The organism is Desulfurella multipotens, from assembly GCF_900101285.1.
In the GTDB taxonomy this organism is placed as follows: Bacteria; Campylobacterota_A; Desulfurellia; order Desulfurellales; family Desulfurellaceae; genus Desulfurella; species Desulfurella acetivorans.
Genome location: NZ_FMYU01000005.1, coordinates 96,080 through 118,956 on the forward strand (window position 1 = coordinate 96,080; position 22,877 = coordinate 118,956).

A 22,877-nucleotide genomic window follows, 5' to 3' on the forward strand; every position below is an offset into this window, starting at 1 on the left:
AGGCTTTGGTTTAGCCATTAGAAGCCAGAGTATTCTCCGGTGCAGGAGTCATAGGAAATAGGAGTACCTTGAGAGCCAGGACCGCTTGCAATTTGGCTATTATAGCCTTCTACCTTATAGCCTTTGGCGCCAGCGTTTGCTGTATTCGAAGCACAATCTTCCCAGGTAAATTTTATGGTGTTGCCTTTTGAAATATTAACTGCACTAGTAGATGTATTACCGTTTGCATCTTTCAAATCGCAGGATGTTCCATAAGTGCAGCTCGTTGGTGCGTTTGGTAAATCACCATATTGAGCATTAAATGCCTCTATTGCCGTTACAGCATTTTTTACATCGCTTTTAACAGAATCCTGATAAGCGCCCTGTTTGTACTTTAAAAACTGCGGTATGGCAATAGCAGCCAGAATAGCTATGATTGCGATAACAATCAATAGCTCAATCAAAGTGAAACCCGCTTGCTTTTGCAAGCCCCTTTTTAGTGCCACATCGTGTTTTAACACGACACACCTCCTAAATATAAAATATATAATAAACTTACAATCAAAATTACATAATGTCAAGGAAAAAATTATTTTTTTTAAAAAATTTTTCGTCATTCTGAGGGCAACGCCCGAAGAATCTCATAAGTAGATCCTTCGCTTACGCTCAGGATGACAACAGGGGCGCTTCAGGATTACTGGTTTTGCTGGCATTTCAGCAAAACAGAACTCATTTTTTATAATCCAGTAAATTGTAGCAGAGGTCCACTTCAAAAAAATTATATTTGAGATTTTATATTAAATATCATATTGTTTAAACGCTCTATGTTATTTTTGTCTTTTATTATCTTAAAAGTTAAAATAATAACCATCACAATAAAAAATATTGGCGAAAATATCGCCATAATTAAGTAGCTCCCAAATATAATAGTTCCATAAAACACTTTTTCTATTACATGAGCGTATAAAAATATGCGCCAGGAAATTCTTTTAAAAAGGTATTTCCACCAGTAGAATCCTAATATAACAATATAAGAAAGATAAATTGGATTTTTAAGCTCCACATTAAATAGTCTATTTACTAATTCTTTCGAATCGTTATCTAAAGTATATTCCATAAAAAGATTAGATGCATGGGGTAAATAGTAAGTCTTCATAACAAAAATTGTGGATATAACCAATACAATAAAATAAGCCAAATCAATCACAATTGCTTTCTTGTAAAAATTATAATCTCTATTTGCTCTATTTAAAAAGCAGTAATCGCACAAAGGTATAAAGTATTTATTTGCACATTGACTACATAAACCTCTGCCGCAATCTCTACACGTTGCTACTGCATCAATGTTTTCATGTTTGTAGCATTTCATAATTAAAAATACTGGTGCCCCGAGCAGGAATCGAACCTGCGACACCAGGATTAGGAATCCTGTGCTCTATCCTTCTGAGCTATCGGGGCATTTAGCCAAAGTTTTTATACTATTTTATACGGAATTTGTCAACTAGACACAACATAAATAATTGACTTATTTTAAAGCAAAAGTATAATCGTAAAAAGGAGTTTTTTATGGAAAATATTTGTGAAAACTTAAAAAAGATAAAACAGGAATTGGAAATTTTAAATCCAAATGTCAAATTAATGGCGGTTTCAAAAAACTTTAGCTATTTAGCTGTAAAAAAAGCTTATGAGTGCTCTCAAAAAATATTCGGGGAAAACAGAGTCCAGGAAGCAATTGAAAAAATTGAACTTGCAAAAGCAGACAATTTAGATATTCAGTGGCATTTAATAGGACACCTTCAGTTAAATAAAGCCAAAAAAGCAGTTAGCTATTTTGACTATATTGATAGTGTTGACTCAATAGAACTTGCAGAAAAGCTTGATAAATATGCTCAAGCTCAAAATAAAATTATTAATATTATGCTTGAAATAAACATTGCAAATGATCCAAAAAAATTTGGCTTTTCTAAAAATGAAGTTTCAGATGCTGCAAAGAGAATAGTTAATTTTGAAAATCTAAAACTATACGGTCTTATGTGCATTGGACCACAAGCCCAAGAAAGTGAAATTAGAAAAGCTTTTAGGGATATGAAATCAATATTTGAAGATTTAAAGAAAAGCATTTGTCCTACTTTGAGCGAGTTATCGATGGGTATGAGTGATGACTTTCGTATAGCAATCCAAGAAGGCTCGACTATTATACGCATTGGAAGGGGAATTTTTGGAGAAAGAACTTAGTTTAATGGGTCAAATTACGCGCTTTAGCGATTTTCTTATACTTGTTGCAGTAATTATTATTCTTACAGTTTTAATTGTACCCTTGCCACCTTTTTTGCTTGATTTTTTTATAACTATTTCTTTTGCTTCTGCATTGCTTATTTTTTTTGTAAGTATTTATACGCAAAGACCGCTGGATATATCGACTTTTCCTACAATACTTTTAACTGTAACCTTATTTAGATTGTCTTTAAGTATAGCAACTACAAGAGCAATTTTGCTTCACGGAGCTCAAAGTGCCGATGCAGCTGGAGAATTTATAAAAACTTTTGGTTACTTTGTTGTTGGAGGAAGCTATATTGTAGGTTTTATAGTATTTATTATATTGGTAATAATAAATTTTGTTGTAATAACAAAAGGCGCAGGTAGAGTTGCAGAAGTTGCAGCACGCTTTACTTTGGATGCAATGCCTGGAAAACAAATGAGTATAGATGCAGATTTAAATTCAGGAGTAATAACTGAAGCAGAGGCAAAAAAACGCAGACAGGAAATAGCCAAAGAAGCAGATTTTTACGGAGCTATGGATGGTGCAAGCAAGTTTGTAAGAGGCGATGCAATAGCGGGTCTTTTAATAACTTTTATTAACATAATAGGTGGTATAATTATTGGCGTGCTTCAACATAAAATGAGTTTATCAGAAGCAGCTAGCAGATATACTGTGCTTACTATTGGCGATGGCCTTGTTGTTCAACTACCAGCACTAATTATTTCTACAGCAGCAGGTATTGTAATTACAAAAAGCTCAAGCGAAGAAAGTCTTGCACCTGATTTAATTAATCAGCTTACAAAACAATACAAAGCTTTGTATTTATCCGCTGCAATTTTAGCTATCCTTGCATTATTACCAGGTATGCCGCATATATTATTGATTCTTTTGGCCGCTATTTTTACTTATCTGGCTTATTCAATTTCTCAAAAAAACCGCGAGGCTACTGAAGAAGAGAAAATTACTCAAGAACAATCGCAAGTTCCAATAGTTGAAGAAAATATTGAAGAAGCAATGAAAATTAATGTACTTGAACTTGAAATAGGTTACGGCTTGATACATCTAACAGAAGAAACAGAAGGTGCCAATTTGCTAAATCGAATAAAATTAATGCGAAAACAACTAGCCTTGGATATTGGTGTTATAATACCTTCTATAAGAATAAGAGATAATCTTACTTTAGATAAAAATGAATACATTTTTTTAATCAAAGGCATTGAAGTAGGTAAATACAGGATTGAACCGGATAAATTGCTTGCTATGTCACCTGCCCCCCTAAAGCAAATAGAAGGTATAGCCACTAAAGAACCAGCGTTTGGTTTGCAGGCAATATGGATAGATAAGGAAAAAAAGAATGAAGCAATATTAGCTGGATACACAGTAGTTGATCCAGTTACTGTCATAATTACACATATAACCGAACTAATAAAAAGAAATATTTATGACATATTTACGCGCCAGGATGCAAGTAAATTACTTGAAAACTTAAAAGTTGATTATCCTAAAGTTATAGAAGAATTAGGACAGTATTTAACTCTTGGTCAAGTGCATAAGGTATTAAAAAATCTTCTTAAAGAGCAAGTACCTATAAGAGATTTGCTCACAATTTTTGAAACGCTTGCCGATTGGGCTCCACATACTAAAGATCTAGATTTGCTAACAGAGTATGTAAGAAGCGCTCTAGCTTACCATATCACAAATAAATATAAGGATGAAAATAATGTTTTAAATGTAATTTTGCTTGGCTCAAGTGCAGAAGGTATATTAAGCGCAAATATTAAAGAAGAAAGCGGTTATTCTTATATGAATCTGCCTCCAAATATTGCTGATAAGCTTATTCAAGCTACGCAAAATCAAATTGCTAAGGTTGCAGAAAATGGTATTGAGCCTATTATCGTTACATCTCCAAGGGTAAGAAGGCATTTTAAAGCGTTTCTTGAAAAATTTTTTCCTAGAGTTGCTGTACTTTCTTACTCAGAGGTTGCCAATAATGTTGAAATTAAAACATTGGGCACAATTGAATTATGATAATAAAAACATTTGAAGCAAATAACCTTCAAGAAGCCATAAAAAAAATAAAAAAAGAATTAGGCGAAGAAGCCGTCATTTTATCAACAAGAAAGGTAAGAAAAGGGTCTTTTTTTTCATTTTTTAAAAGAGAGGTTATCGAAGTAACTGCTGCTATTGAGCACAAACAAGAAAGTAAAAAGGCTAATTTTGCAAGCTTAATTGAGTCACAAAACATTGACTCGTCTAAACAAGATCTGGAAAAAAAGATTTTAGAGTTGGAAAATTTGTTAAAAAGCGCTACTAAAAATCCACTTCAGGAAGTTGTAGAAAGTATTAAAAATGATCTTGATAACTTAAAAAGTTCTCTTTCATATATGGCAAAAAAAGAAGGCGAAATCGATATTTACAATTTGCCTATTTCGGTCCAAAAGTATTTTAATCTTATGAATGAAAAAGGTATAAATAAAAAATACTCTTTCAAGATTTCAAAAACCATGTATGATAATTTGTATGCAGAAAAATTAAAAGATGAAAATTATACCATTGATTATTTAACCGTTTTATTGTCGCAATTTTTTAAAACTGCTCAGTTAGACGAGCAAATAGTGGTACTAACTGGCCCAACAGGTGTTGGCAAAACTACAACAATAGCAAAACTTGCAGCTATTGAAAAATTAAAAAACAAAAAGAAAGTAAGTATAATTACAACCGATACTTATCGTATAGGTGCCGTTGACCAACTATTAACATATTCAAAAATCATGGAAATACCAATGCAAGTTTGTATTACAAAAAATGATCTACAAAAAGCTGTTAATGAATTTAGTGACTACGATAAAATTTTTATTGATACCGTGGGCAGAAGCCAAAAAGATATTAAACGATTAGAGGAATCATTTAATTTATTTAAAGATCAAGAAGGCATGCATTTTAGTTTGGTTTTAGCTTTGAATACAAAAGAAGAAGATTGTATGGAAATTTACGAGAAATTTTCTAAACTCAGAATTGATAGCCTACTTTTAACAAAATTAGACGAAACAAATACGCCGGGTACAATGCTTAATTTTGCTGTTAAAACAAAAAAACCAATTTCTTACATTAGTTTTGGGCAAGATGTTCCAGATGATATAGTTAAAGCTGATCCATTAAGTATATCTTCGTTTATTATTAAAAATACAATAAAAGAGGAAGAAAATGAACGATCAAGCTAAAAAGTTAAGAGAATTGGTTGATACAAACAAAAAAAACCAAAAAGTTATAGCAGTTTCAAGTGGCAAAGGTGGTGTAGGAAAAACCAGCATTGTTGCAAATATGGCTGTAGCATTAAGCAATATAAATAAAAAAGTTATATTATTTGATGGAGATTTAGGGCTTGCAAATGTAGACATTGTATTGGGTATTAAAACAAGTTACAGTATAATTGATGTGATTAACAAATCAAAAAAATTAGAAGAAATTATTGTTGACTATAATCAAAATTTAAAAATTATACCTGCAGGCAGCGGCATTGAAGAAATTTCCAATGTTGCAGAAAATGATTTAGGAGAAATACTAGATAAGCTTAATGAATTATCTGCTCAATCAGATGTGTTATTGATAGATACAGGTGCGGGTATATCAAAAAAAGTTATGACTCTTCTAAAAAATGCTTTGGATATAGTTATCGTAGCAACCCCTGAGCCAACATCAATAGCCGATGCTTATGCAACAATTAAAATATTGACTTTAAATTACAAGCGAAAAGATATTAAAATGTTTATAAATATGGTAAAAGATAAACAAGAAGCTCAAAATGTTTTTAATAATATGAACAATATTTGTGAAAAATTTTTAAATACAAAACTTGATATGGCAAGTTATAGTTTGTTTGATAAAAACCTGTCAAGTTCAATCAAAAGTCAAAAACCAATTATTCAATACAACCCTGACTCAAGTTTCTCTATTTCTATCAAAAGATTGATAAATTACTTTTTTTCTCAAAACATTAAACTTATTGACAATCCAATAAAAATGTTTTTTAATAATCTATTTGGGAGGATTTAATGTATTTTAGTGCACTTTTTGGCGGTCTTTTGTCCTTTATTAGTCCATGTATTTTGCCATTGATACCAATTTATATCTCATACATTTCGGGAGTAACCGTAAAAGAGTTAAAAGAGTCTAAAGATAAAAATGTTTATAAAAAGGCAATTTTAAACTCTATAGCTTTTGTTTTGGGATTTAGCGTTATATTTACCCTCATGGGTACAAGTGCAAGCTATATAGGAACAATAATAGTAACAAATAAAATTTTACTTGCTAAAATTTCTGGTATTTTAATAATAATATTTGGAATTTTGTATATTTTTAAAATAGATTTTATTTATAAATTTTTACGAATTAATGTTCAAGTGAAAAGTGTAAATTTATTTACATCATTTTTGGTTGGTATTTTCTTTGCTTTTGGGTGGAGTCCATGCGTTGGACCAATTTTATCATCTATACTTGTAATTGCAGCTAACACTGCAAGTTTATCAAAAGGCGCAATGTTGCTTTTTATATACTCGCTTGGACTTGGAATACCATTTATACTGGCATCTATATTTATGGGCTTTTTTGTTAACTCATTTAACTTTTTGAAAACAAATTTGATTACATATGTCATGAGTATTTTTTTGGTATCAATAGGGCTTTATATGTTTGTAAACGGTAGATTACCAAGTTTTTGAGAAACTAAATAACCAGTTGAAAACGCTGCCTGAATATTAAAACCGCCTATTGGGCCTGCAATGTCTAAAATTTCTCCACAAAAAAATAAGTTACTTACAAGCTTTGAAGAGCAACTTTTTGGATCTACTTCTTTTAAATTTATTCCACCTTTTGTAACAAAAGCTCTATCAAAACCACATAGTTTTACATTAATTTTATAATTGCAAAGTAGTTCAAATGCAAAGTGTATATTTTTTTTTGAAACTTGATTTATATTTTTTTCAATAAATGGAATTTTTTTTGATATATTATTAATAAAGCGTTTTGGTAAATAATCTTTAATAAGCAATTTTATACTTTTAGCTTTTTCTAATTCTTTAAAAAAAATATCTTTATTTTTTCCTAAAAAATTAATGTTTATTATGTCGCAATTTTTAACAAAACATGAAGCTTCTAAAATAACAGGTCCGCTTAAGCCAAAGTGAGTAAAAAGCATATCGCCAGAAAAAATTTTATTTTTGTATTTTATTTGAACATATAAAGATATTCCACTTAAATTTTCAAATAGGCTATCTTTAATGCAAAACGGCGTTTCAAATGGTTTTGGCGGTATAATTGTATGACCAAGAGATTTTGCAAACATATAGCCATCTGCGCTTGCACCTAATTTTTTACGTGCTAATCCGCCTGTTGCTATGACAAGATTTTTTGATTTGTATATGTTTCTTGAAGTATAAACTATAAACGTTTCTTTTTTTTCTATTTTAATGACTTTCTCGTTTTCAACTAGATGAATATTTCTATTTAATATAAAGTTTTTTAGTTTATTGACAAGAATTTTCCCATTTGAATTCTTCAAAAAAACTTTATTATTTTCGACTTCTATATCAAGATTAAGTGTATTTATAAATCTAAGTAGATCATCTCTAAAAAAAATTTTAAATGCATCTCTTAAGAATTCACCATTTGGAACATAGGCTTTTAAAAATTCGTTTAAATCTGCAAGGTTAGTCAAATTTACACGTTCATTTCCTGCAATTGATAATTTTTTGCCCGCTGATTGTTTATCTATAAGCAGGGTTTTACCTTTACAGAAGCAAGCACAAGCAAGTCCACTTGTACCTGCTCCAACAATAATAGCGTTATACAAGCGTTATTTTAGTACTTTTTTTAATCAAACCAGCTTTATATGCTTCATCAAGCAATAGCTGACAGGCTTTTAATCCGTCTTCTCCCATATCTACTGTTAATTTATTTACATACATACCTATAAATTGATCTGCAAGTGAAGTTTCCATGCCTCTTGCAAATTCTAAAGCATAATTTACAGCTTCGCTTCTATGCTCTAAAGAGTATAGAATACTTTTTTGAAGGATATCAGATATTAAACTTTTGTCTTCTAGGTTTTTTTTGATGGAATTAACACCAAGGGGAAGAGGCAGTTTTGTTTTTTCATACCACCATTTACCAATATCAAATACATTGTAAAGATTAAAATCTTTATATGTAAGTTGACCTTCGTGTATTACTAGTCCAGCCTGTGCATCTCCATTTAATACATGATCAAATATTTTATTAAAAGGCACAATAAGTATATCTAAATCTTTGCCAAGCAATAATTGTAACTCTAAAAATGCGCTTGTATAAATACCTGGTATGGCAATTTTTGATTTTTTTATTTCATCTAAAGACATAGGTTTTTTTGACACTATAATAGGTCCATATTTAAAACCCATGCTTGCACCACTTTTTAGTATATCGTACTTATCCTGTATAAGGGGATAAACCGCAAGAGAAATTGCAGTTATATCATATACAGCTTCAAGTGCTTTTTCATTTAAGGTTTGTATATCGCTTAAAATTTGCTCAAAAGTATATCCGTGTGTCTCTATTGCGTTTATATTTAAAGCATAGAACATAAATGCATCATCTGAATCAGGGCTATGAGCTAAAGTTAATTTTTTCATTTTTACCTCCTATTTTTTTATTATAACATAAAAATTTTTTTTATCAATTTTAAAAAATTTTCTTGACTTATATATATGTATTATATAAAATCCAATTTATGATACAAAATGTATTAGACAAAAACAAAAAAGCTTATTTGGTGATAGATGATGATTTGCTTGTAAAAATATTACAATTTATGCTTAGCAGTGATGGTTGGCTTGTGGATTGGGTTGATGATCCTCGTCAAATAAAAGAAGATATTACAAATTATAATTTAATTATAATAGGAAATCACAAAGGCTTAACTACTAAAGCTAAACTTGCTGAGGTTTTTTTAGAAAAGATAAATTCTAATAATTTAGAGTCTAGCTTTTTTAGACCAGTTATTGTTGTTTTAAAGGAAGAAACGGATATTATACCAAACACTAAAGATATTTTAACTATCGCTTATCCATCATTCCATAAAGAAATATTTACAGCTATCTCAAATATTAATAACAAATTCAAAACATTGGAAAAAATATCTTTTGATAATTTTAAAGAAGTTAGGCTTGGTGAGTTTTTAAATTCTATTAGAAGTAACCAAAAAATTAGTTTTTTGGTTGGCAATAGACAGCTTAAAATTCTTATAGTGGGAAGTGAAATAAACTTCATACATTCTGATTTTGAAAATTTTTATGATATATTTAACTATCCAACACTTTATGTTGCCCAAGATATTATAGAGATATCCGATTTATCAAATATATCCAATGAAAGAACTCCAAGAATTAGTTTAAAAAATTTCGTTTGGGAAGGGATTAAAAATATTGATAATAAAGAACATCTTATGTCTTTGCTTCCAAAAGATAGAAATATTGTAACTGTAAAAGCACCACTATATGCCGTAAAAAGCTCTTTATTGCCTGGTAGTAATTTAGATATTAATTGGTTAATGAATAACTCTAATATTAGCGTAGATAAAATTCTAAGACGATATGGCTATGATATAAGAGTTTTACAAAACCTTGTAGTAATGTACATGTTGAGAATAATTGATTTGTCATCTGATCAAGATTTAACAAATAAGTTCGATGTAAAGATAAAAAAAGGTGTTTTGCATAAAATTTTAGATAAAATTAGAGGTTTGTAAAAAATGGCTATTTACAAAATAATTGTTACAGGTAGTTTTAATTCAGGTAAAACAGAATTTATTAAGTGCATAAGCGAGATAGATCCAATTACGACAGATAAACCCGTCACCGAAGAAGGTTTAAAAGATATAAAAAGTTTTACTACTGTGGCTATTGATTTTGGCACAATTACAATTGACAAAGACATTATAATACATATTTATGCAACACCTGGACAAGAGCGCTTTAAATTTATATACGATATATTAGAAAAAAATGCCCTTGCTTTAATAGTACTTGGAGATATAACGAGTAAAGAATCCGTTTCCAATATGTACAAATATTATCGCGAATTTATGAAAATAAAAAGACTGCCTGCGGTATTTGCACTTACAAAAAAGGATTTACCAAATAGAATAGATGATAAGGTTATAGAACAACTACTTTCCAATAAACCAAAAGACATACCTTTAATTAAGATTTCAAACAAAAACAAAGAAGAAGTAAAGCAAGCGATACTGCTTGCTTTAGAGCAATTAGTTGCAGAAGATTAATCTTTAAAACCAATCCTTAAAGCACCCCAATGTTTTCCATTTATCGTTACAGGCATGGAGATGTCATACATAATTTTGCCAAGGTCTCTTGGATATATTTGAAATAAAATAGGATCTGTATTTTTTGCAGCAGCAAGACCTGTTGGGTCATTAAATATGCGCATTGATCGGTTTCCTGCAAGGTCTTTTTGATAATCGCCTGTTAGTGGTTGATCATATATTGTATTGTGCGCGGGTAAATAACCGTTTTCATCAACCAACACTACAAAAACAAATTTTTTGTTTAGATTTAGTACTTCATCTTCAATTGGTTGAATGAATTTTTTCATGAAATCAGTAAATTTTGTTTTGTATTTTTGAGGGTTTGTATTTTCTATTGGGATATAATTTCTATCCCAGAGTTCTTCTTCGGATATTACACCATCCTTTAGTGCATTTTCTATTGTAGTTTGTATTTTTTCTACAGATGATTTTAAAATTTCATAAATTGATTTAAAAGCATCATCTTCTTCAAAGATAAAACTCATAATACAATCTTGAGGTTCTTTTTTCATGTAGCCTTTTTCTTCTTTTTTCATTTTGGGTGTTAAAAATGAAAGTGTATTTTTAGCTAAAACATCAAAATATGTAGAAAAAAGTGGAGGGTATGGACATACGCTAGTATCAACTGGACCGCCACCTACACCAACTGGGCAAAACATACAAGAGTCTTTTCTAATGTTTATTGTAGCTATCATTTTTGAATTTTCTTGAGTAATAGATACATTGTAATGATTTGCAAATTGGAGGTATTCGTTTAAAGCATCAAGAGCTTTTTTAATGTTAATATCCAGACTATCTTGTGGATTGAATTTTGGCAACAGATTTTTATACATTTGATGCAATACTAACCTTTGCGCTGTTGCTTTCATTGCGGGTACTATTATTGCTTGATTCATTATGCCCAAATCATAAGATGAGCCAACCAAAGATGCCCAAAAAACATGAGCGCCAGTCAATTTTTCAAGGCGTTCTTTTTTCTCTTCTTCGCTCACAATACGCTCCTTTACGACATTAATTCTTTTAGTTTTTTTGATGTGTTTTTAATGTCCAAATAAAGCAAACCCAATTTTACATCAGGTTTTGCAAGCACAATTAAAACTGCTTCACTGCCAGCTGATGTCAATATTATGTAGCCTTTATCGCCTTTAACAGTAACCTGCTCAGGTACACCTTTTTCTAATTCGTCCACTGCCCGCTCACCCAATGTTAGCAATGCAGCTGACATTGCAGCAACCCTGTCTTCATCAAAATTAGCTGGCAACTGTGAGCTTATCATCAAACCATCCGAACTAACTAAAGCTGAACCTTCAATTTGCGGATTTAATCTAACTAATTCTGCCAATTGGGCGTTGAGATCTTCTTCTTTCATTATTAACCTCCAAGGTAATTTTTTAATTTATATAATAATCAATAAAGGATGTCAAGTCATAAGGACAAAACTTTATAATTATTTAATTAGTTAGCATATTATAGTAAATTTTATCTTTAAAGTCTCTAAATATTGTTTGTATTGCTTTTTTTGTATATTCTATTGAATTTGATATATACATATTATTTTTTAAAATCATATTTGAAAGAATTGCTGGGTTTTTATCTAAAAAAATTTTGTATTCGTTTTTTGAGAATCGCAAAAACCCTATCTCAATTGAGTGCAAGTGTTTTATTTGTTTTAAAAAACTTACAAAACTTTCATATTGACTTAAAAATTCACCAAAAAAGGGATCAAAACGAATGCCAATATTAAAACCAGCATTATCTAATAATTTTATCGCTTCAAGCCTCCTTGGCAGGCTTGGTGTTAAATATTCAAACTTTTCTATCGCATTTTGCGGTGCAAGGGAAAAAGCAATTATTGTATTTTTAAAAGGTTTGTGTTGTAATAATTCTTTAACATTGGCTGATTTTGTCCTAATTTCTAATATTGCATCGAGATTTTCAAAGAACTCAGCAAATTTAATATAGCTTTTGTCAAAAATACTTAAAGCTATAGGATCAGAAAATGTTCCAAGGTAAAAGTACATTGGCCTTAGTTTATCTTTTGAGAGAATTTTTTTTATTTGCTCAAAATAATCTTCTATGTTTTTGAAAATAACAGGATTGAATGTTTTAAAATATCCTTTTAAGAAGCAATATGAACAATCGTATATGCAGTTATAAGATTGAAGAATTGAGTATCCATAAGTATTTTGTGGTGTGTAATGATCTGGAGTTTTCCTTAGAAATTCTCCTTTCTTATTTGCATAAATAACTGCGCATTTATCTTTTAAATTGTGAAAAATACCAACATAGTCGTCAATTTTTATATATTTTTGTTTAACATGTATTTCACTAAAGCTACGTTTAAGTTTAAATGGTTTTTTGATAATTTCTGTAGAATTAATAAGAATTTTTTTATAGATATTTTGACGCATTGTAAACGTGTAGTGTTTTTTTTCAAAAAGCCTTTTTAAACCAAAAAGTACTTTTACATCGAGAATGTGCGTTTTTACAAAAATTTCTGTTAGGTTATTATTTGCTATTATTTTAAAAGTATTTATCACATCTAAAGCTTTGGAGTAATCAATTGTAATAAATTTATTAGTTATATCATTATTATCACTTATAAGTTTTACAATAAGGCCTTTTGTATTTAATTGATTAAGTGCTTTTGCAAAAAAGTAGGCTTCCATATCAATACAATCACCAAATAGACTTAGATCTTTATTTAGTGCATAACTACCAAAAACGCTTATACAATCAACATTTTTAAAACCATTAACTGTATTTAGTTCTACAGGGTTTAAAAGAGGTGATAGACTAGTATCAAATAATTTGATCTTTTTTGCTATTATTATATCACCTATTTTTAAGTCTGATATATTTCCTGCTGTGCCAAATAGAATGCTTAAATCCGGTTTAAGTGTCTCGTTTAACTTTGTAAATTCAAAAGCAAGGTTCAATGCGCCTTTTCCGAAGTTTACATATATTGCTATACCTTCTGTTAGGTATAAATTGCGTTGCTTTTGAGCCTTGAAATATTCAATAAATGGTTTTGCTTCGTTGTAGTGTTCGCAACATAAAAGCAACATTAAAAATCAAATATTATAATATTGCCATAAACATCTGTGATTTTAATTTTTTTAAGTTTTTGGTTAGTTAAAGAAAGCTCAACTTGTGCAATGTTTGTTTTTTGTTGTGGTGTAAGCAAAAAGCTACCATTTGTTTTTTTAATATCAAAAATTGAATTAATGTTTTCTTTTCCTAAAAAAAGATTGTATAAAACTTGATTAAAACCTTCAAGAGGGTAAACTTTAGTGCTATTGTCTATAGTATCATATACTTTTGCGTCTTTTAGTTTTACTGTTTCATCTTTATATGTAAAAACCATGTATTGTCCTTTTTTTATTGTCAATATACCATTTCTTTCAATTTTTTGTTTTGTCATTGCATTTATTGCAATTTGTTTAAAAGGCAAGACCTGGTAATTCTTAAGAGAAATACCCAAATCTTTTAAGGTATAGGCAAAAGCACTAGTTGTGAGCAAGACCAACAAGCTTGCTAACATCATCAATTTTTTCATTTTCTAAGTACCTCCTTATTCCATCTATAATTTTTAAACTAATATCTGGTTCAACAAAATTAGCTGTACCAATTTGTATTAAAGATGCTCCAGCAAGTAAATACTGAATAGCAATATCGGGACTATTTATACCGCCAACTCCAATTATTGGTATATTTATTTTTTCATAGGTTTCATAAACCATTCTAAGACCCACTGGATAAATAGCTGGTCCACTTAATCCGCCAAATTTATTTCCAAGGAAAGGTTTTTTAGTTTTTGTATCAATAACCATACCTGTAATAGTGTTTATTAAGCTTATTGCGTCAGCTTTAGCAGATTGAGCCGCCTGTGCAATTAGAGCAATATCTGTAACATTTGGTGTTAATTTTACAATTATTGGTTTTTCGCAAACTTTTTTTATACTTGATACAAGAACAAATATAACCTCTGGGTCTTTTCCAAATGTAGCTCCGCCTGCTTTAACATTTGGACACGATACATTTACTTCCAAAGCGGAAATTTGTTTGTAATTATTTAGTTTACTTGCAAGTTCCACAAATTCTCCAATTTCACTACCATAAATATTCACTATTAAGTTTGTATCAATATTGTCAAATTGGGGTAAAATATCGCTAACAAATTTATTATAGCCTATATTTTGTAATCCAATTGAGTTTAGCATACCACATGGTGTTTCTATAATTCTGGGTGGAGGATTGCCTTGCCTTGGATTTAAACTTAAGCCTTTTACTATAATACCGCCAAGAAGCCCTATATCAAAAAATCTATTGTACTCAATTCCGTAACCAAATGTACCAGAGGCTGTCATTACAGGATTTTTAAATATTAAATTGTTTAATTTTACTGATAGGTTTACCATACTATCTCCGTATAGTTAAAGATTGGCCCATCTTTACAAACCTGTTTGTATCCTTTTATTGTGTTTACGCTGCAGCCTAAGCACACACCAAAGCCGCATGCCATGTTTGATTCTAAAGATACATCCACGCTAAAACCTTTTTCATCTGCAAGTTTACATAAAGCACTAAGCATAGCATTTGGTCCACAAGCATAAACATGATACGAATTATCTAAATGAGCCAGCATATCAACAACTGTGCCTTTTATACCAGAAGAGCCATCAATTGTCGCAATAGATCCAAAGTCTACAAAGCAATCCTTAGCTGTATTAAAACCAAAAAAACACTCCGATTCGATTTTTTGCTCGTCTAAAAAGTTTTTTAAACCAATAAGTGGTGCAACACCAATGCCACCACCTACTAAAGCAAGACGTTTGTATTTTATTTCAAAATTATTTCCAAAAGGTCCAGTAATGTCAATATATTCACCATTCTTTAAAGCTGATAAAATCTTTGTTCCAAGACCTACAACTTTATAGTATATATCTATTGAACTTACAGCTTTAGCTATACTAAATGGCCTTCGAAGTAATGGTTCATTTAAATTATTTACCTTTATCATTAAAAATTGACCTGGTTTATAATCAAAACCGTACGGTTTTTGCAGCTTAAGACAATATATATCATTCGCAACTTTATCGTTGCTTAATACTAATGTTTGCATAATTATGATATATCCTCTATTTCAAAATTTTTTACGCCAGCTGGAACTTTTACAGTTACGATATCTCCAACTTCTTTGCCTAAAAGTGCTAAAGCTATTGGACTGTTTACTGAAATTTTTCCTTCGTTTGGGTTTGCTTCATCTTCGCCTACTATCATATATTCAACTTCTTCATCTGTGTCGGTATTTAATAACTTTACTTTACAACCAAAGCTTATTTTATCTTTTGGAACACTATTTGGATCAATTATACAAGCTTTGTTTATTTTGTTAGAAATTTCTGTTATGCGTTTTTCTATGAAAACTTGTTTTTCTTTTGCTGCATGATACTCGGCATTTTCACTTAAATCACCTTTAGCACGTGCTTCTTCTATTTCTTTTATAATTTTAGGTCTTTCAATTTTTTGTAACTTTTCTAATTCATCAATAAGCTTGTTATAGCCTTCTGGTGTAAAAAAAACTTTATTGCTCATATTCTATCTCCTTATAATAATCTTGTATTGCTTTTACATCTATAGTTTGAGATTGAATCTTTGCTGTTATGGCTTCTATGCTTGTTAAAGCTCCCCAAACCGTAGTACAGTATGGTATGTTTTTTAATAACGATAATCGCCTGATATGGAATGAATCGCTAAAAGAAACCTTACCTGATGGTGTATTTATGACAAAATCTATTTCATCATTAATTATTAAATCAAGTATATTAGGCCTTCCCTCGCTAACTTTTTTTACATAATATACGTTTTCAAGATTTTTTATCATGTTGTAAGTTCTTTGCGTTGCAAATATCTTAAAACCTAAAGAAACTAATTTTTGTGCAATCTCATTTACATAAGCTTTATCTTTATCAGCAAGTGACAAAAATACATTGCCTTTTGTAGGCAAAACTGATCCACTCGCATAAAAAGCCTTATAATAAGCTAAAGAGAAATTTTTATCAATACCCATAACCTCGCCTGTAGACTTCATTTCTGGTCCCAAAACCACATCTACATCTGGAAACTTAGCAAACGGTAACACTACTTCTTTTACAGCATAATATTTAGGGACAACTTCTTTAACATTAAGTTCTTTTAGTGTTTTGCCAAGAAGTACTTTTGTTGCAATTTTTGGCCAGGCAACACCTGTTGCTTTGCTAACAAAAGGTATTGTCCTTGAAGCTCTAGGATTAACTTCGAGAATATAAATAGTATTGTCTTTTATTGCAAATTGTATGTTTATAAAACCAATAATCTTTAACTCTTTAGATATGATTTTCGTTTGGCGCTTTAGCTCATCTATTATTTGACTATTTAGAGTTCTAGGAGGTAAAGAACAAGCAGAATCTCCTGAGTGCACACCAGCTGCTTCAATATGCTCCATTATACCACAAATAACCGTATCAGTCCCATCTGATAATGCATCAACATCTATTTCAATTGCATCTTCTAAAAATTTATCTATCAATATAGGGTGATCTCCTGATACTTTAATGGCTTCCTGTGAATATTTTTCCATATGTGATTGGTCGTATACTATCATCATTGCTCTTCCACCTAGAACATATGAAGGCCTTACTAGCACCGGGTATCCAATTGTATTTGCTATCTCAATTGCTTGCTGTATTGTTGTTGCTGTTGCACTTTTGGGTTGCTTTAAACCTAATTTATTAATTAGCTGCTTAAATAATTCTCTATCTTCGGCTATATCTATGCTTGATGAGTCTGTACCTAATATTTTAACATTGTTTTTTTGAAGTTCGCTTGCAAGCTTAAGTGGTGTTTGACCCCCAAATTGCAAAATTACACCTTCTGGATTTTCATTTTCTATAACATTCATAACATCTTCAAAAGTTAAAGGTTCAAAATAAAGTTTATCAGAAATATCATAATCTGTTGAAACAGTCTCGGGGTTACAATTTATCATGATAGATTCGTAACCTTCTTCTTTTAATGTAATGCTAGCATGGACGCATGTATAGTCAAATTCTATGCCCTGACCTATTCTATTTGGACCACTGCCCAAAATTACAACCTTTTTTTTGTTTGATCTCTTGGATTCATTTTCCTCTTCGTAGGTTGAATAAAGGTAAGAAGTATATGATTCAAACTCAGCAGCGCATGTGTCAACCATCTTATATACATTTTTAATATTCAAACTTTTTCTTAAAGTCCTTATATCTTCTTCTTTTTTATTGATAAGATTTGCAATATATTTGTCTGAAAAACCATACTGTTTAATTTTTTTAATGTTTTCAATATTTACACCATTTAATTTTATCTCATTTTCCATATCAAGTATTTGTTTTATATTTGCCAGAAACCATTTGTCAATAAATGAATACTTGTATATTTCATCTATAGACATACCCATTCGCATTGCTTTTGCGATGTAAAATAAGCGTTTACTATTTGGATGAACAATTTTGTCTATAATTTTTACAATGTCATTTTCTTGGGGATCTTCAAAACCATAGTAATCTAACTCAAGAGATCTTATGGCTTTTTGCAAAGATTCTTTAAATGTGCGACCAATTGCCATAACTTCGCCTACACTTTTCATCTGCATTCCAATTTCATCTTTTGTGTTAAATTTTTCAAATGTAAAGCGTGGTATTTTGGTTACCACATAATCCAATGTTGGCTCAAAGCTTGCAGGTGTTTTTTTAGTTATATCATTTGGTATTTCATCCAAAGTGTAGCCAATGCTTAAAAGTGTTGCAATTTTTGCTATAGGAAAGCCTGTAGCTTTACTTGCTAAAGCGCTTGAGCGTGATACTCTTGGGTTCATTTCTATTACGTAAAATTCGCCATTTTGAGGATTAACACAAAACTGTATATTGGACCCACCTGTTTCTACACCTATTTCTCTTATTATTGCAATACTTGCATCTCTTAAAAGTTGATACTCTTTGTCTGTAAGTGTTTGTGCAGGTGCAACTGTGATTGAATCTCCTGTATGCACGCCCATCGGATCAAAGTTTTCAATTGAGCAAACTATAACAACGTTATCCGCTTTGTCTCGCATAACTTCGAGCTCAAATTCTTTCCAACCTATAACGGATTGTTCTACCAATATTTCTTTTATTGGGCTTTGATCCAATCCCCATTTTACAACTGCTTCAAATTCATCTTTGTTATAGGCAATACCTGCCCCTGTGCCACCCAATGTAAATGATGGTCTTATAATTACTGGAAACCCTATTTCGCTTACAGCAAGATTTGCTTCTTCAAGGCTTCTTACTACAGCTGATTTTGGCGTTTTAAGACCTATTTTGTTCATTGCTTTTTTAAATAATTCCCTGTCTTCAGCCTTTTTTATTGATTCTACATTTGCACCGATAAGTTTTACATTGTGTTTTTCAAGAATACCTGCTTCATATAAGCCCACAGCTGCATTTAATGCTGTTTGACCACCAAGTGTAGGCAACAAATGCGTAGGCTTTTCCTTTGCTATGATTTTTTCTATAAATTCTACGCTTATTGGCTCAATGTAAGTTTTGTTTGCAAACTGAGGATCTGTCATTATTGTAGCTGGGTTTGAGTTAACTAAAACTACTTCAATGCCTTCTTTTAACAAGGCTCTACAGCTTTGCGTACCAGAATAATCAAATTCACATGCCTGGCCAATTACTATTGGGCCTGAGCCTATAATAAGGACTTTTTTGATAGATTCGTCTTTTGGCATACATTAACCTCATTTTTTATAGTCTTAAACATAATACAAATTTTTATATTTATTGCAAAATTTCTTCAAGCGCATTGTTTGTAGATGCTCTTATAAAGAAAGGGTAAGCATAAAATCCCTTTTTAAAGCCAATTTTTAAATTTAGTGCATTGTAACCCCCCAGTGTGGCTAGTTCAAAAAAATAAGCAGGATCAATTGTGCTATAATATTTATATAAAAATTTCAACTCATTGATAATGCTTAAATCCCAGTTACTAGCAAGAGAATCTGTACCAATTGCAACATTTATACCAGACTTTTTTAGTAACTCTAAATTTGGAAGAGTTTTGCTAATATAATAATTACTGCGTGGCGATATTACAATACTTGAGCCTTTAGATTTTAAAAAGTCAATTTCATGAGGTTTGATATATACACAATGAACAAATAAACCTTTTTTTATGTCTCCTAAGCTTTTTATGTATTCAAGTGCACTTGGATAATGTAATTTGTCTTCTATTAAACCCTTTTGTTGAAGCATTTCATATAAATCTCCACAGGAATTGGCAAATAGATTTTCATATTCACTTTCTAAAAAATGCAAACTGAACAAGTCGTTTCCAATCTTTGGATTGTTTTTGAGCAATGTATATTTTAATAAGTTTTTGTGTGTAGAATAAATAGAATGCGCACTAACATAAATTTTTACGTATTTTTTTTGTTTTATATTGTCAATATTATTTTCGATATAGGTAATTTTTTCATTTGCTATATCTTTTTTTAGTGAATAATTTTCAAAAAAAATAATAGATTTTGGTATTTTAGTAAGATAATCCGCAGTTTTTAAAGTATTGCTGATATCTGCAAGCGCGCAAACTCCATTTTCAATTTGAGTGTCAACTGCTATTTTGATAGAATTTTGTAATTGGTTTTCATTATCTTGTTTTTTGCTTTCTATCATTGTTTTAAGCCAGTTTACAAATCCCAGATATGGCTCAATTTTTATATTTGAAAGTTCAAGATGTGTATGTGCGTTAACAAAACCACTAAACAATACACCTTCTCCATAATCTATAAAATTCGAAAGCGGGTAGAGTTTTTTTGCAACTTTAAGTGGTAATAAATCTATTACAATATTATTTTCAAGTACACATGCTGTTTGCTTTCTAAGCTTTTTACCATCAAACAACCATTTAGCATAAACTATTTCCATCAAAGTTATTTATGCTACTCAATTTTTCTTAGAATGTCAAGTTAGCGTTATATTATTTTAAAAAAAACGCTTGACAAAAAACTTACTTTATTTAAAATTAAGTTCGTGAAAAAAATAAAAGTACCTATTGAAAAAAGCGTTGGTTTAGCCTTAGCTCATGATATCACATATATAAACAAAGATGAAGGTTTTAAGGGTGCGCGATTTAAAAAAGGTCATATTGTTGGAAAAAACGATATTGAGATTCTAAAATCTATTGGTAAAAAATACATTTACCAGTTAATTCCAGAAAAAGATGATGTTCACGAAGATGACTTTGCCATTGAGATAGCCCCTTTTATTGCAGGAAAAAATGTTTTTTACGATAAAGCTCCAAGCGAAGGTAAAATTAATTTTTATTCTTCAATTAATGGTTTACTAAAAATTGACAAGGATAAACTATTTAAAATAAATTCTCTTAGCGATTTATCTCTTCCTTGCATACATAATAACTTTGCATGTACACCAAATAAAACAATTGCAGCGTTTCGCATTATACCTCTTTATGCGAAAAAAAACTTACTGGATAAAGCAAAAAAAATTTTAAGTAAACCCCTTTTTAATGTAATACCATATACTGTAAAAAAAATAAATGTAATAATTACGGGAAATGAAATCTACTACGGTCTAAGAAAAGATAAATTTAAAAGCCATATAGAATCAAAACTCAAAAAATTTAACTACTCAATTTGTGATTATAAAATTGTTCCAGATGACATAAACTCTATTGTAAAAGCCACACACGATTTAAGTGATGCTGATTTGCTATTTGTTTGTGGTGGAAGCAGCGTTGATCCAGACGATGTAACAAAGAAAGCGCTTAGTAGAGCAAAAGTAAAATTTATATTTAAATCAAATCCTATACAACCAGCAAATAATTTAAGTATCGGGTATTTTAATAATACTATTGTATGTGTTGTACCAGCCGGTAGCCTATACTATAAGGCAAGTGCACTTGATATTTTTTTACCAAGGCTTCTTGCAAAAGACAGAATTGACAAAAAAGAATTAAAATTCTACAGTGAAGGGGGTTTGTGCCACTTTTGTGATTATTGCACATACCCTATTTGTCCGTTCGGTAAATAATGATAAAAAGAAATGTTTTAGAAGCGCTCGAAATTATACTTGAATGCATCAAGCCCAAACCATCTCAGATGGTTTATTTAAATGAATCATTAGGCAGGGTAATTTATACCGATATAATTGCAAAATCAGATTATCCTTCATCAAATAAAACAGCTATGGATGGCTATGCTATAGTCTATAAAAACAAAGACAAACCATTAAAAGAAATTTCGGACAATGCCAATTTAAATGAAAATTGTGCCTTAAGATTAAACACAGGCAATGAAATACCAGAAATCTTCGATTGTGTGGTAGAAGTTGAGCTTATTGAAAAAGATAGAGAATTTATAAAAATCAAAAAAAACATTGAACAATACAGAAATTTTGTTTTTGCTGGTTCTGAGATAAAAAAAGGTGAAATTGTACTTAAAAAAGGCGAGCTTATAAATGAACAAAAAAGAGCCTTGATTGCTTATCTTGGAGAAGTTTTGGTTGAAGTTTACCAAAAACCTATTGTTGGAATAATCACAACAGGCGATGAAGTTGTTTTTCCAGGTTTTAACATAAACAATGGGTCTGTTTACAATACGAATTATTTTTATCTTGAAGGTTTTATAAAAAGACTAAATGCTGAATGCATTTATTTTGGCCATGTGAAAGATAACCTAGATGATTTGATTAAAATTTATGAGTATGCAATTTCACGCTGTGATGTGCTTGTTAGCACAGGCGGTTCATCAAAAGGCACAAAAGATTTTACAAAAAAAGTTTTTCAAGATTTAGGAGTAGATATAAAATTTGATGAAACTACTGTAAAACCTGGCAAACCTTTGATATTTGGCCAATTAAAAGATAAATTAATATTTGGTATGCCAGGATGGCCTTCATCGCTAGTGGTAAATACTCAGGTTTTTTTAAAACCAGCTCTAAAAAAAATATCAGGCTACATAAACTATCAAAACAAACTATATCTTGCTAAAACAACAAAACCTATGCATTCAAGGATTGGAAAAGACTACTTCAATAGGGCAATTTATACGTATAGCGATGATGGTCTAATTGTAGAGCCACTTGAAAATCAGGAGACAAGTAATTTTTTTTCGATGGCAAAAGCTAATTGCCTAGTATGGCTAGATTCAAATATCGGGGATGTTGCAAAAGGATCACTTTTGCCAATTATAATGATTGACTAAAA

Annotated in this window: 22 protein-coding genes and 1 tRNA gene; 9 read left to right on the plus strand and 14 right to left on the minus strand. The window is 30.5% G+C overall.

Annotated elements, in window-relative coordinates:
• Window positions 1-17 precede the first annotated feature (17 nt).
• From BLQ93_RS09730 to BLQ93_RS04195, 3 genes are all read right to left on the minus strand, one after another.
• Complete coding sequence (locus BLQ93_RS09730; protein ID WP_281182320.1) at window positions 18-500, minus strand: prepilin-type N-terminal cleavage/methylation domain-containing protein; 483 nt, start codon at window positions 498-500, stop codon at window positions 18-20.
• A gap of 257 nt (window positions 501-757) precedes the next feature.
• Window positions 758-1,348 (minus strand): hypothetical protein, encoded by a 591-nt coding sequence (locus BLQ93_RS04190; protein ID WP_092128389.1) that lies wholly within the window; start codon window positions 1,346-1,348, stop codon window positions 758-760.
• A gap of 12 nt (window positions 1,349-1,360) precedes the next feature.
• Window positions 1,361-1,437 (minus strand) — tRNA-Arg (locus BLQ93_RS04195).
• 108 nt (window positions 1,438-1,545) lie between these two features.
• On the opposite strand from BLQ93_RS04195, the gene BLQ93_RS04200 reads away from it, so the two are divergent.
• The 5 genes from BLQ93_RS04200 to BLQ93_RS04220 are packed head-to-tail and all read left to right on the plus strand — an operon-like array spanning window position 1,546 to window position 6,957.
• Complete coding sequence (locus tag BLQ93_RS04200) at window positions 1,546-2,214, plus strand: YggS family pyridoxal phosphate-dependent enzyme (RefSeq protein WP_092128391.1); 669 nt, start codon at window positions 1,546-1,548, stop codon at window positions 2,212-2,214.
• Entirely contained in the window at window positions 2,198-4,267 is a 2,070-nt protein-coding gene (gene flhA, locus BLQ93_RS04205; RefSeq protein ID WP_216818737.1) for a flagellar biosynthesis protein FlhA, read from the plus strand. The genes BLQ93_RS04200 and flhA overlap by 17 nt, the downstream gene beginning before the upstream one ends.
• Window positions 4,264-5,460: a flagellar biosynthesis GTPase FlhF gene (gene flhF, locus BLQ93_RS04210; RefSeq protein ID WP_092128392.1), complete on the plus strand. Its 1,197-nt coding sequence runs from the start codon at window positions 4,264-4,266 to the stop codon at window positions 5,458-5,460. The genes flhA and flhF overlap by 4 nt, the downstream gene beginning before the upstream one ends.
• The gene (locus BLQ93_RS04215) at window positions 5,444-6,292 is read left to right on the plus strand and encodes a MinD/ParA family protein (protein WP_092128394.1); all 849 of its coding nucleotides are present in this window, start codon (window positions 5,444-5,446) and stop codon (window positions 6,290-6,292) included. The genes flhF and BLQ93_RS04215 overlap by 17 nt, the downstream gene beginning before the upstream one ends.
• A complete protein-coding gene (locus BLQ93_RS04220; RefSeq protein WP_092128396.1) occupies window positions 6,292-6,957 on the plus strand; it encodes a cytochrome c biogenesis CcdA family protein in 666 nt (221 codons plus the stop codon). Before BLQ93_RS04215 ends, BLQ93_RS04220 begins: the two co-directional genes overlap by 1 nt.
• On the opposite strand, the gene BLQ93_RS04225 is transcribed toward BLQ93_RS04220, so the two are convergent.
• Together BLQ93_RS04225 and BLQ93_RS04230 are read right to left on the minus strand one after the other, a co-directional pair.
• A complete protein-coding gene (locus BLQ93_RS04225; RefSeq protein ID WP_092128397.1) occupies window positions 6,921-8,087 on the minus strand; it encodes a BaiN/RdsA family NAD(P)/FAD-dependent oxidoreductase in 1,167 nt (388 codons plus the stop codon). The two genes, BLQ93_RS04220 and BLQ93_RS04225, sit on opposite strands and share 37 nt — an antisense overlap.
• Window positions 8,080-8,904: a menaquinone biosynthesis family protein gene (locus BLQ93_RS04230; protein WP_025391933.1), complete on the minus strand. Its 825-nt coding sequence runs from the start codon at window positions 8,902-8,904 to the stop codon at window positions 8,080-8,082. The genes BLQ93_RS04225 and BLQ93_RS04230 overlap by 8 nt, the downstream gene beginning before the upstream one ends.
• A 98-nt stretch (window positions 8,905-9,002) precedes the next feature.
• Between BLQ93_RS04230 and BLQ93_RS04235 the strand changes: the two genes are divergently transcribed.
• Window positions 9,003-10,019, plus strand: a complete 1,017-nt coding sequence (locus tag BLQ93_RS04235; protein ID WP_092128399.1) for a hypothetical protein — start codon at window positions 9,003-9,005, stop codon at window positions 10,017-10,019.
• Window positions 10,020-10,022: 3 nt separating this feature from the next.
• Window positions 10,023-10,553 (plus strand): GTP-binding protein, encoded by a 531-nt coding sequence (locus BLQ93_RS04240; protein WP_092128400.1) that lies wholly within the window; start codon window positions 10,023-10,025, stop codon window positions 10,551-10,553.
• Here BLQ93_RS04240 and BLQ93_RS04245 read toward each other — a convergent pair.
• The 9 genes from BLQ93_RS04245 to BLQ93_RS04285 all read right to left on the minus strand — a co-directional run bounded on the left by BLQ93_RS04245 (window position 10,550) and on the right by BLQ93_RS04285 (window position 20,578).
• Window positions 10,550-11,587 carry a cache domain-containing protein gene (locus tag BLQ93_RS04245; protein ID WP_092128402.1) on the minus strand — a complete coding sequence of 346 codons (1,038 nt, stop codon included), beginning with the start codon at window positions 11,585-11,587 and terminating at the stop codon, window positions 10,550-10,552. The two genes, BLQ93_RS04240 and BLQ93_RS04245, sit on opposite strands and share 4 nt — an antisense overlap.
• 11 nt (window positions 11,588-11,598) lie before the next feature.
• On the minus strand, window positions 11,599-11,964 hold the full coding sequence (locus tag BLQ93_RS04250) for a roadblock/LC7 domain-containing protein (protein WP_025391937.1): 366 nt from the start codon (window positions 11,962-11,964) through the stop codon (window positions 11,599-11,601).
• Between the two features lie 82 nt (window positions 11,965-12,046).
• Window positions 12,047-13,663 carry a spore photoproduct lyase family protein gene (locus BLQ93_RS04255; RefSeq protein ID WP_092128404.1) on the minus strand — a complete coding sequence of 539 codons (1,617 nt, stop codon included), beginning with the start codon at window positions 13,661-13,663 and terminating at the stop codon, window positions 12,047-12,049.
• On the minus strand, window positions 13,663-14,154 hold the full coding sequence (locus BLQ93_RS04260) for a LolA family protein (protein WP_092128406.1): 492 nt from the start codon (window positions 14,152-14,154) through the stop codon (window positions 13,663-13,665). Before BLQ93_RS04260 ends, BLQ93_RS04255 begins: the two co-directional genes overlap by 1 nt.
• Entirely contained in the window at window positions 14,105-15,016 is a 912-nt protein-coding gene (locus BLQ93_RS04265; protein WP_092128408.1) for a dihydroorotate dehydrogenase, read from the minus strand. The genes BLQ93_RS04260 and BLQ93_RS04265 overlap by 50 nt, the downstream gene beginning before the upstream one ends.
• Window positions 15,010-15,720, minus strand: coding sequence for a dihydroorotate dehydrogenase electron transfer subunit (locus BLQ93_RS04270; protein WP_092128410.1), 711 nt, complete (start codon window positions 15,718-15,720; stop codon window positions 15,010-15,012). Before BLQ93_RS04270 ends, BLQ93_RS04265 begins: the two co-directional genes overlap by 7 nt.
• A gap of 2 nt (window positions 15,721-15,722) precedes the next feature.
• Window positions 15,723-16,193, minus strand: coding sequence for a transcription elongation factor GreA (gene greA, locus BLQ93_RS04275; protein ID WP_092128412.1), 471 nt, complete (start codon window positions 16,191-16,193; stop codon window positions 15,723-15,725).
• A complete protein-coding gene (carB, locus tag BLQ93_RS04280; protein WP_092128414.1) occupies window positions 16,183-19,386 on the minus strand; it encodes a carbamoyl-phosphate synthase large subunit in 3,204 nt (1,067 codons plus the stop codon). The genes greA and carB overlap by 11 nt, the downstream gene beginning before the upstream one ends.
• A 49-nt stretch (window positions 19,387-19,435) precedes the next feature.
• Complete coding sequence (locus tag BLQ93_RS04285; RefSeq protein WP_092128416.1) at window positions 19,436-20,578, minus strand: amidohydrolase family protein; 1,143 nt, start codon at window positions 20,576-20,578, stop codon at window positions 19,436-19,438.
• 105 nt (window positions 20,579-20,683) lie between these two features.
• Here BLQ93_RS04285 and BLQ93_RS04290 point away from each other — a divergent pair, with 105 nt between their 5' ends.
• Together BLQ93_RS04290 and BLQ93_RS04295 are read left to right on the plus strand one after the other, a co-directional pair.
• Window positions 20,684-21,703: a molybdopterin-binding protein gene (locus BLQ93_RS04290; protein WP_092128418.1), complete on the plus strand. Its 1,020-nt coding sequence runs from the start codon at window positions 20,684-20,686 to the stop codon at window positions 21,701-21,703.
• Complete coding sequence (locus BLQ93_RS04295) at window positions 21,703-22,875, plus strand: molybdopterin molybdotransferase MoeA (protein WP_092128420.1); 1,173 nt, start codon at window positions 21,703-21,705, stop codon at window positions 22,873-22,875. Before BLQ93_RS04290 ends, BLQ93_RS04295 begins: the two co-directional genes overlap by 1 nt.
• The last annotated feature ends 2 nt before the right edge of the window (window positions 22,876-22,877 follow it).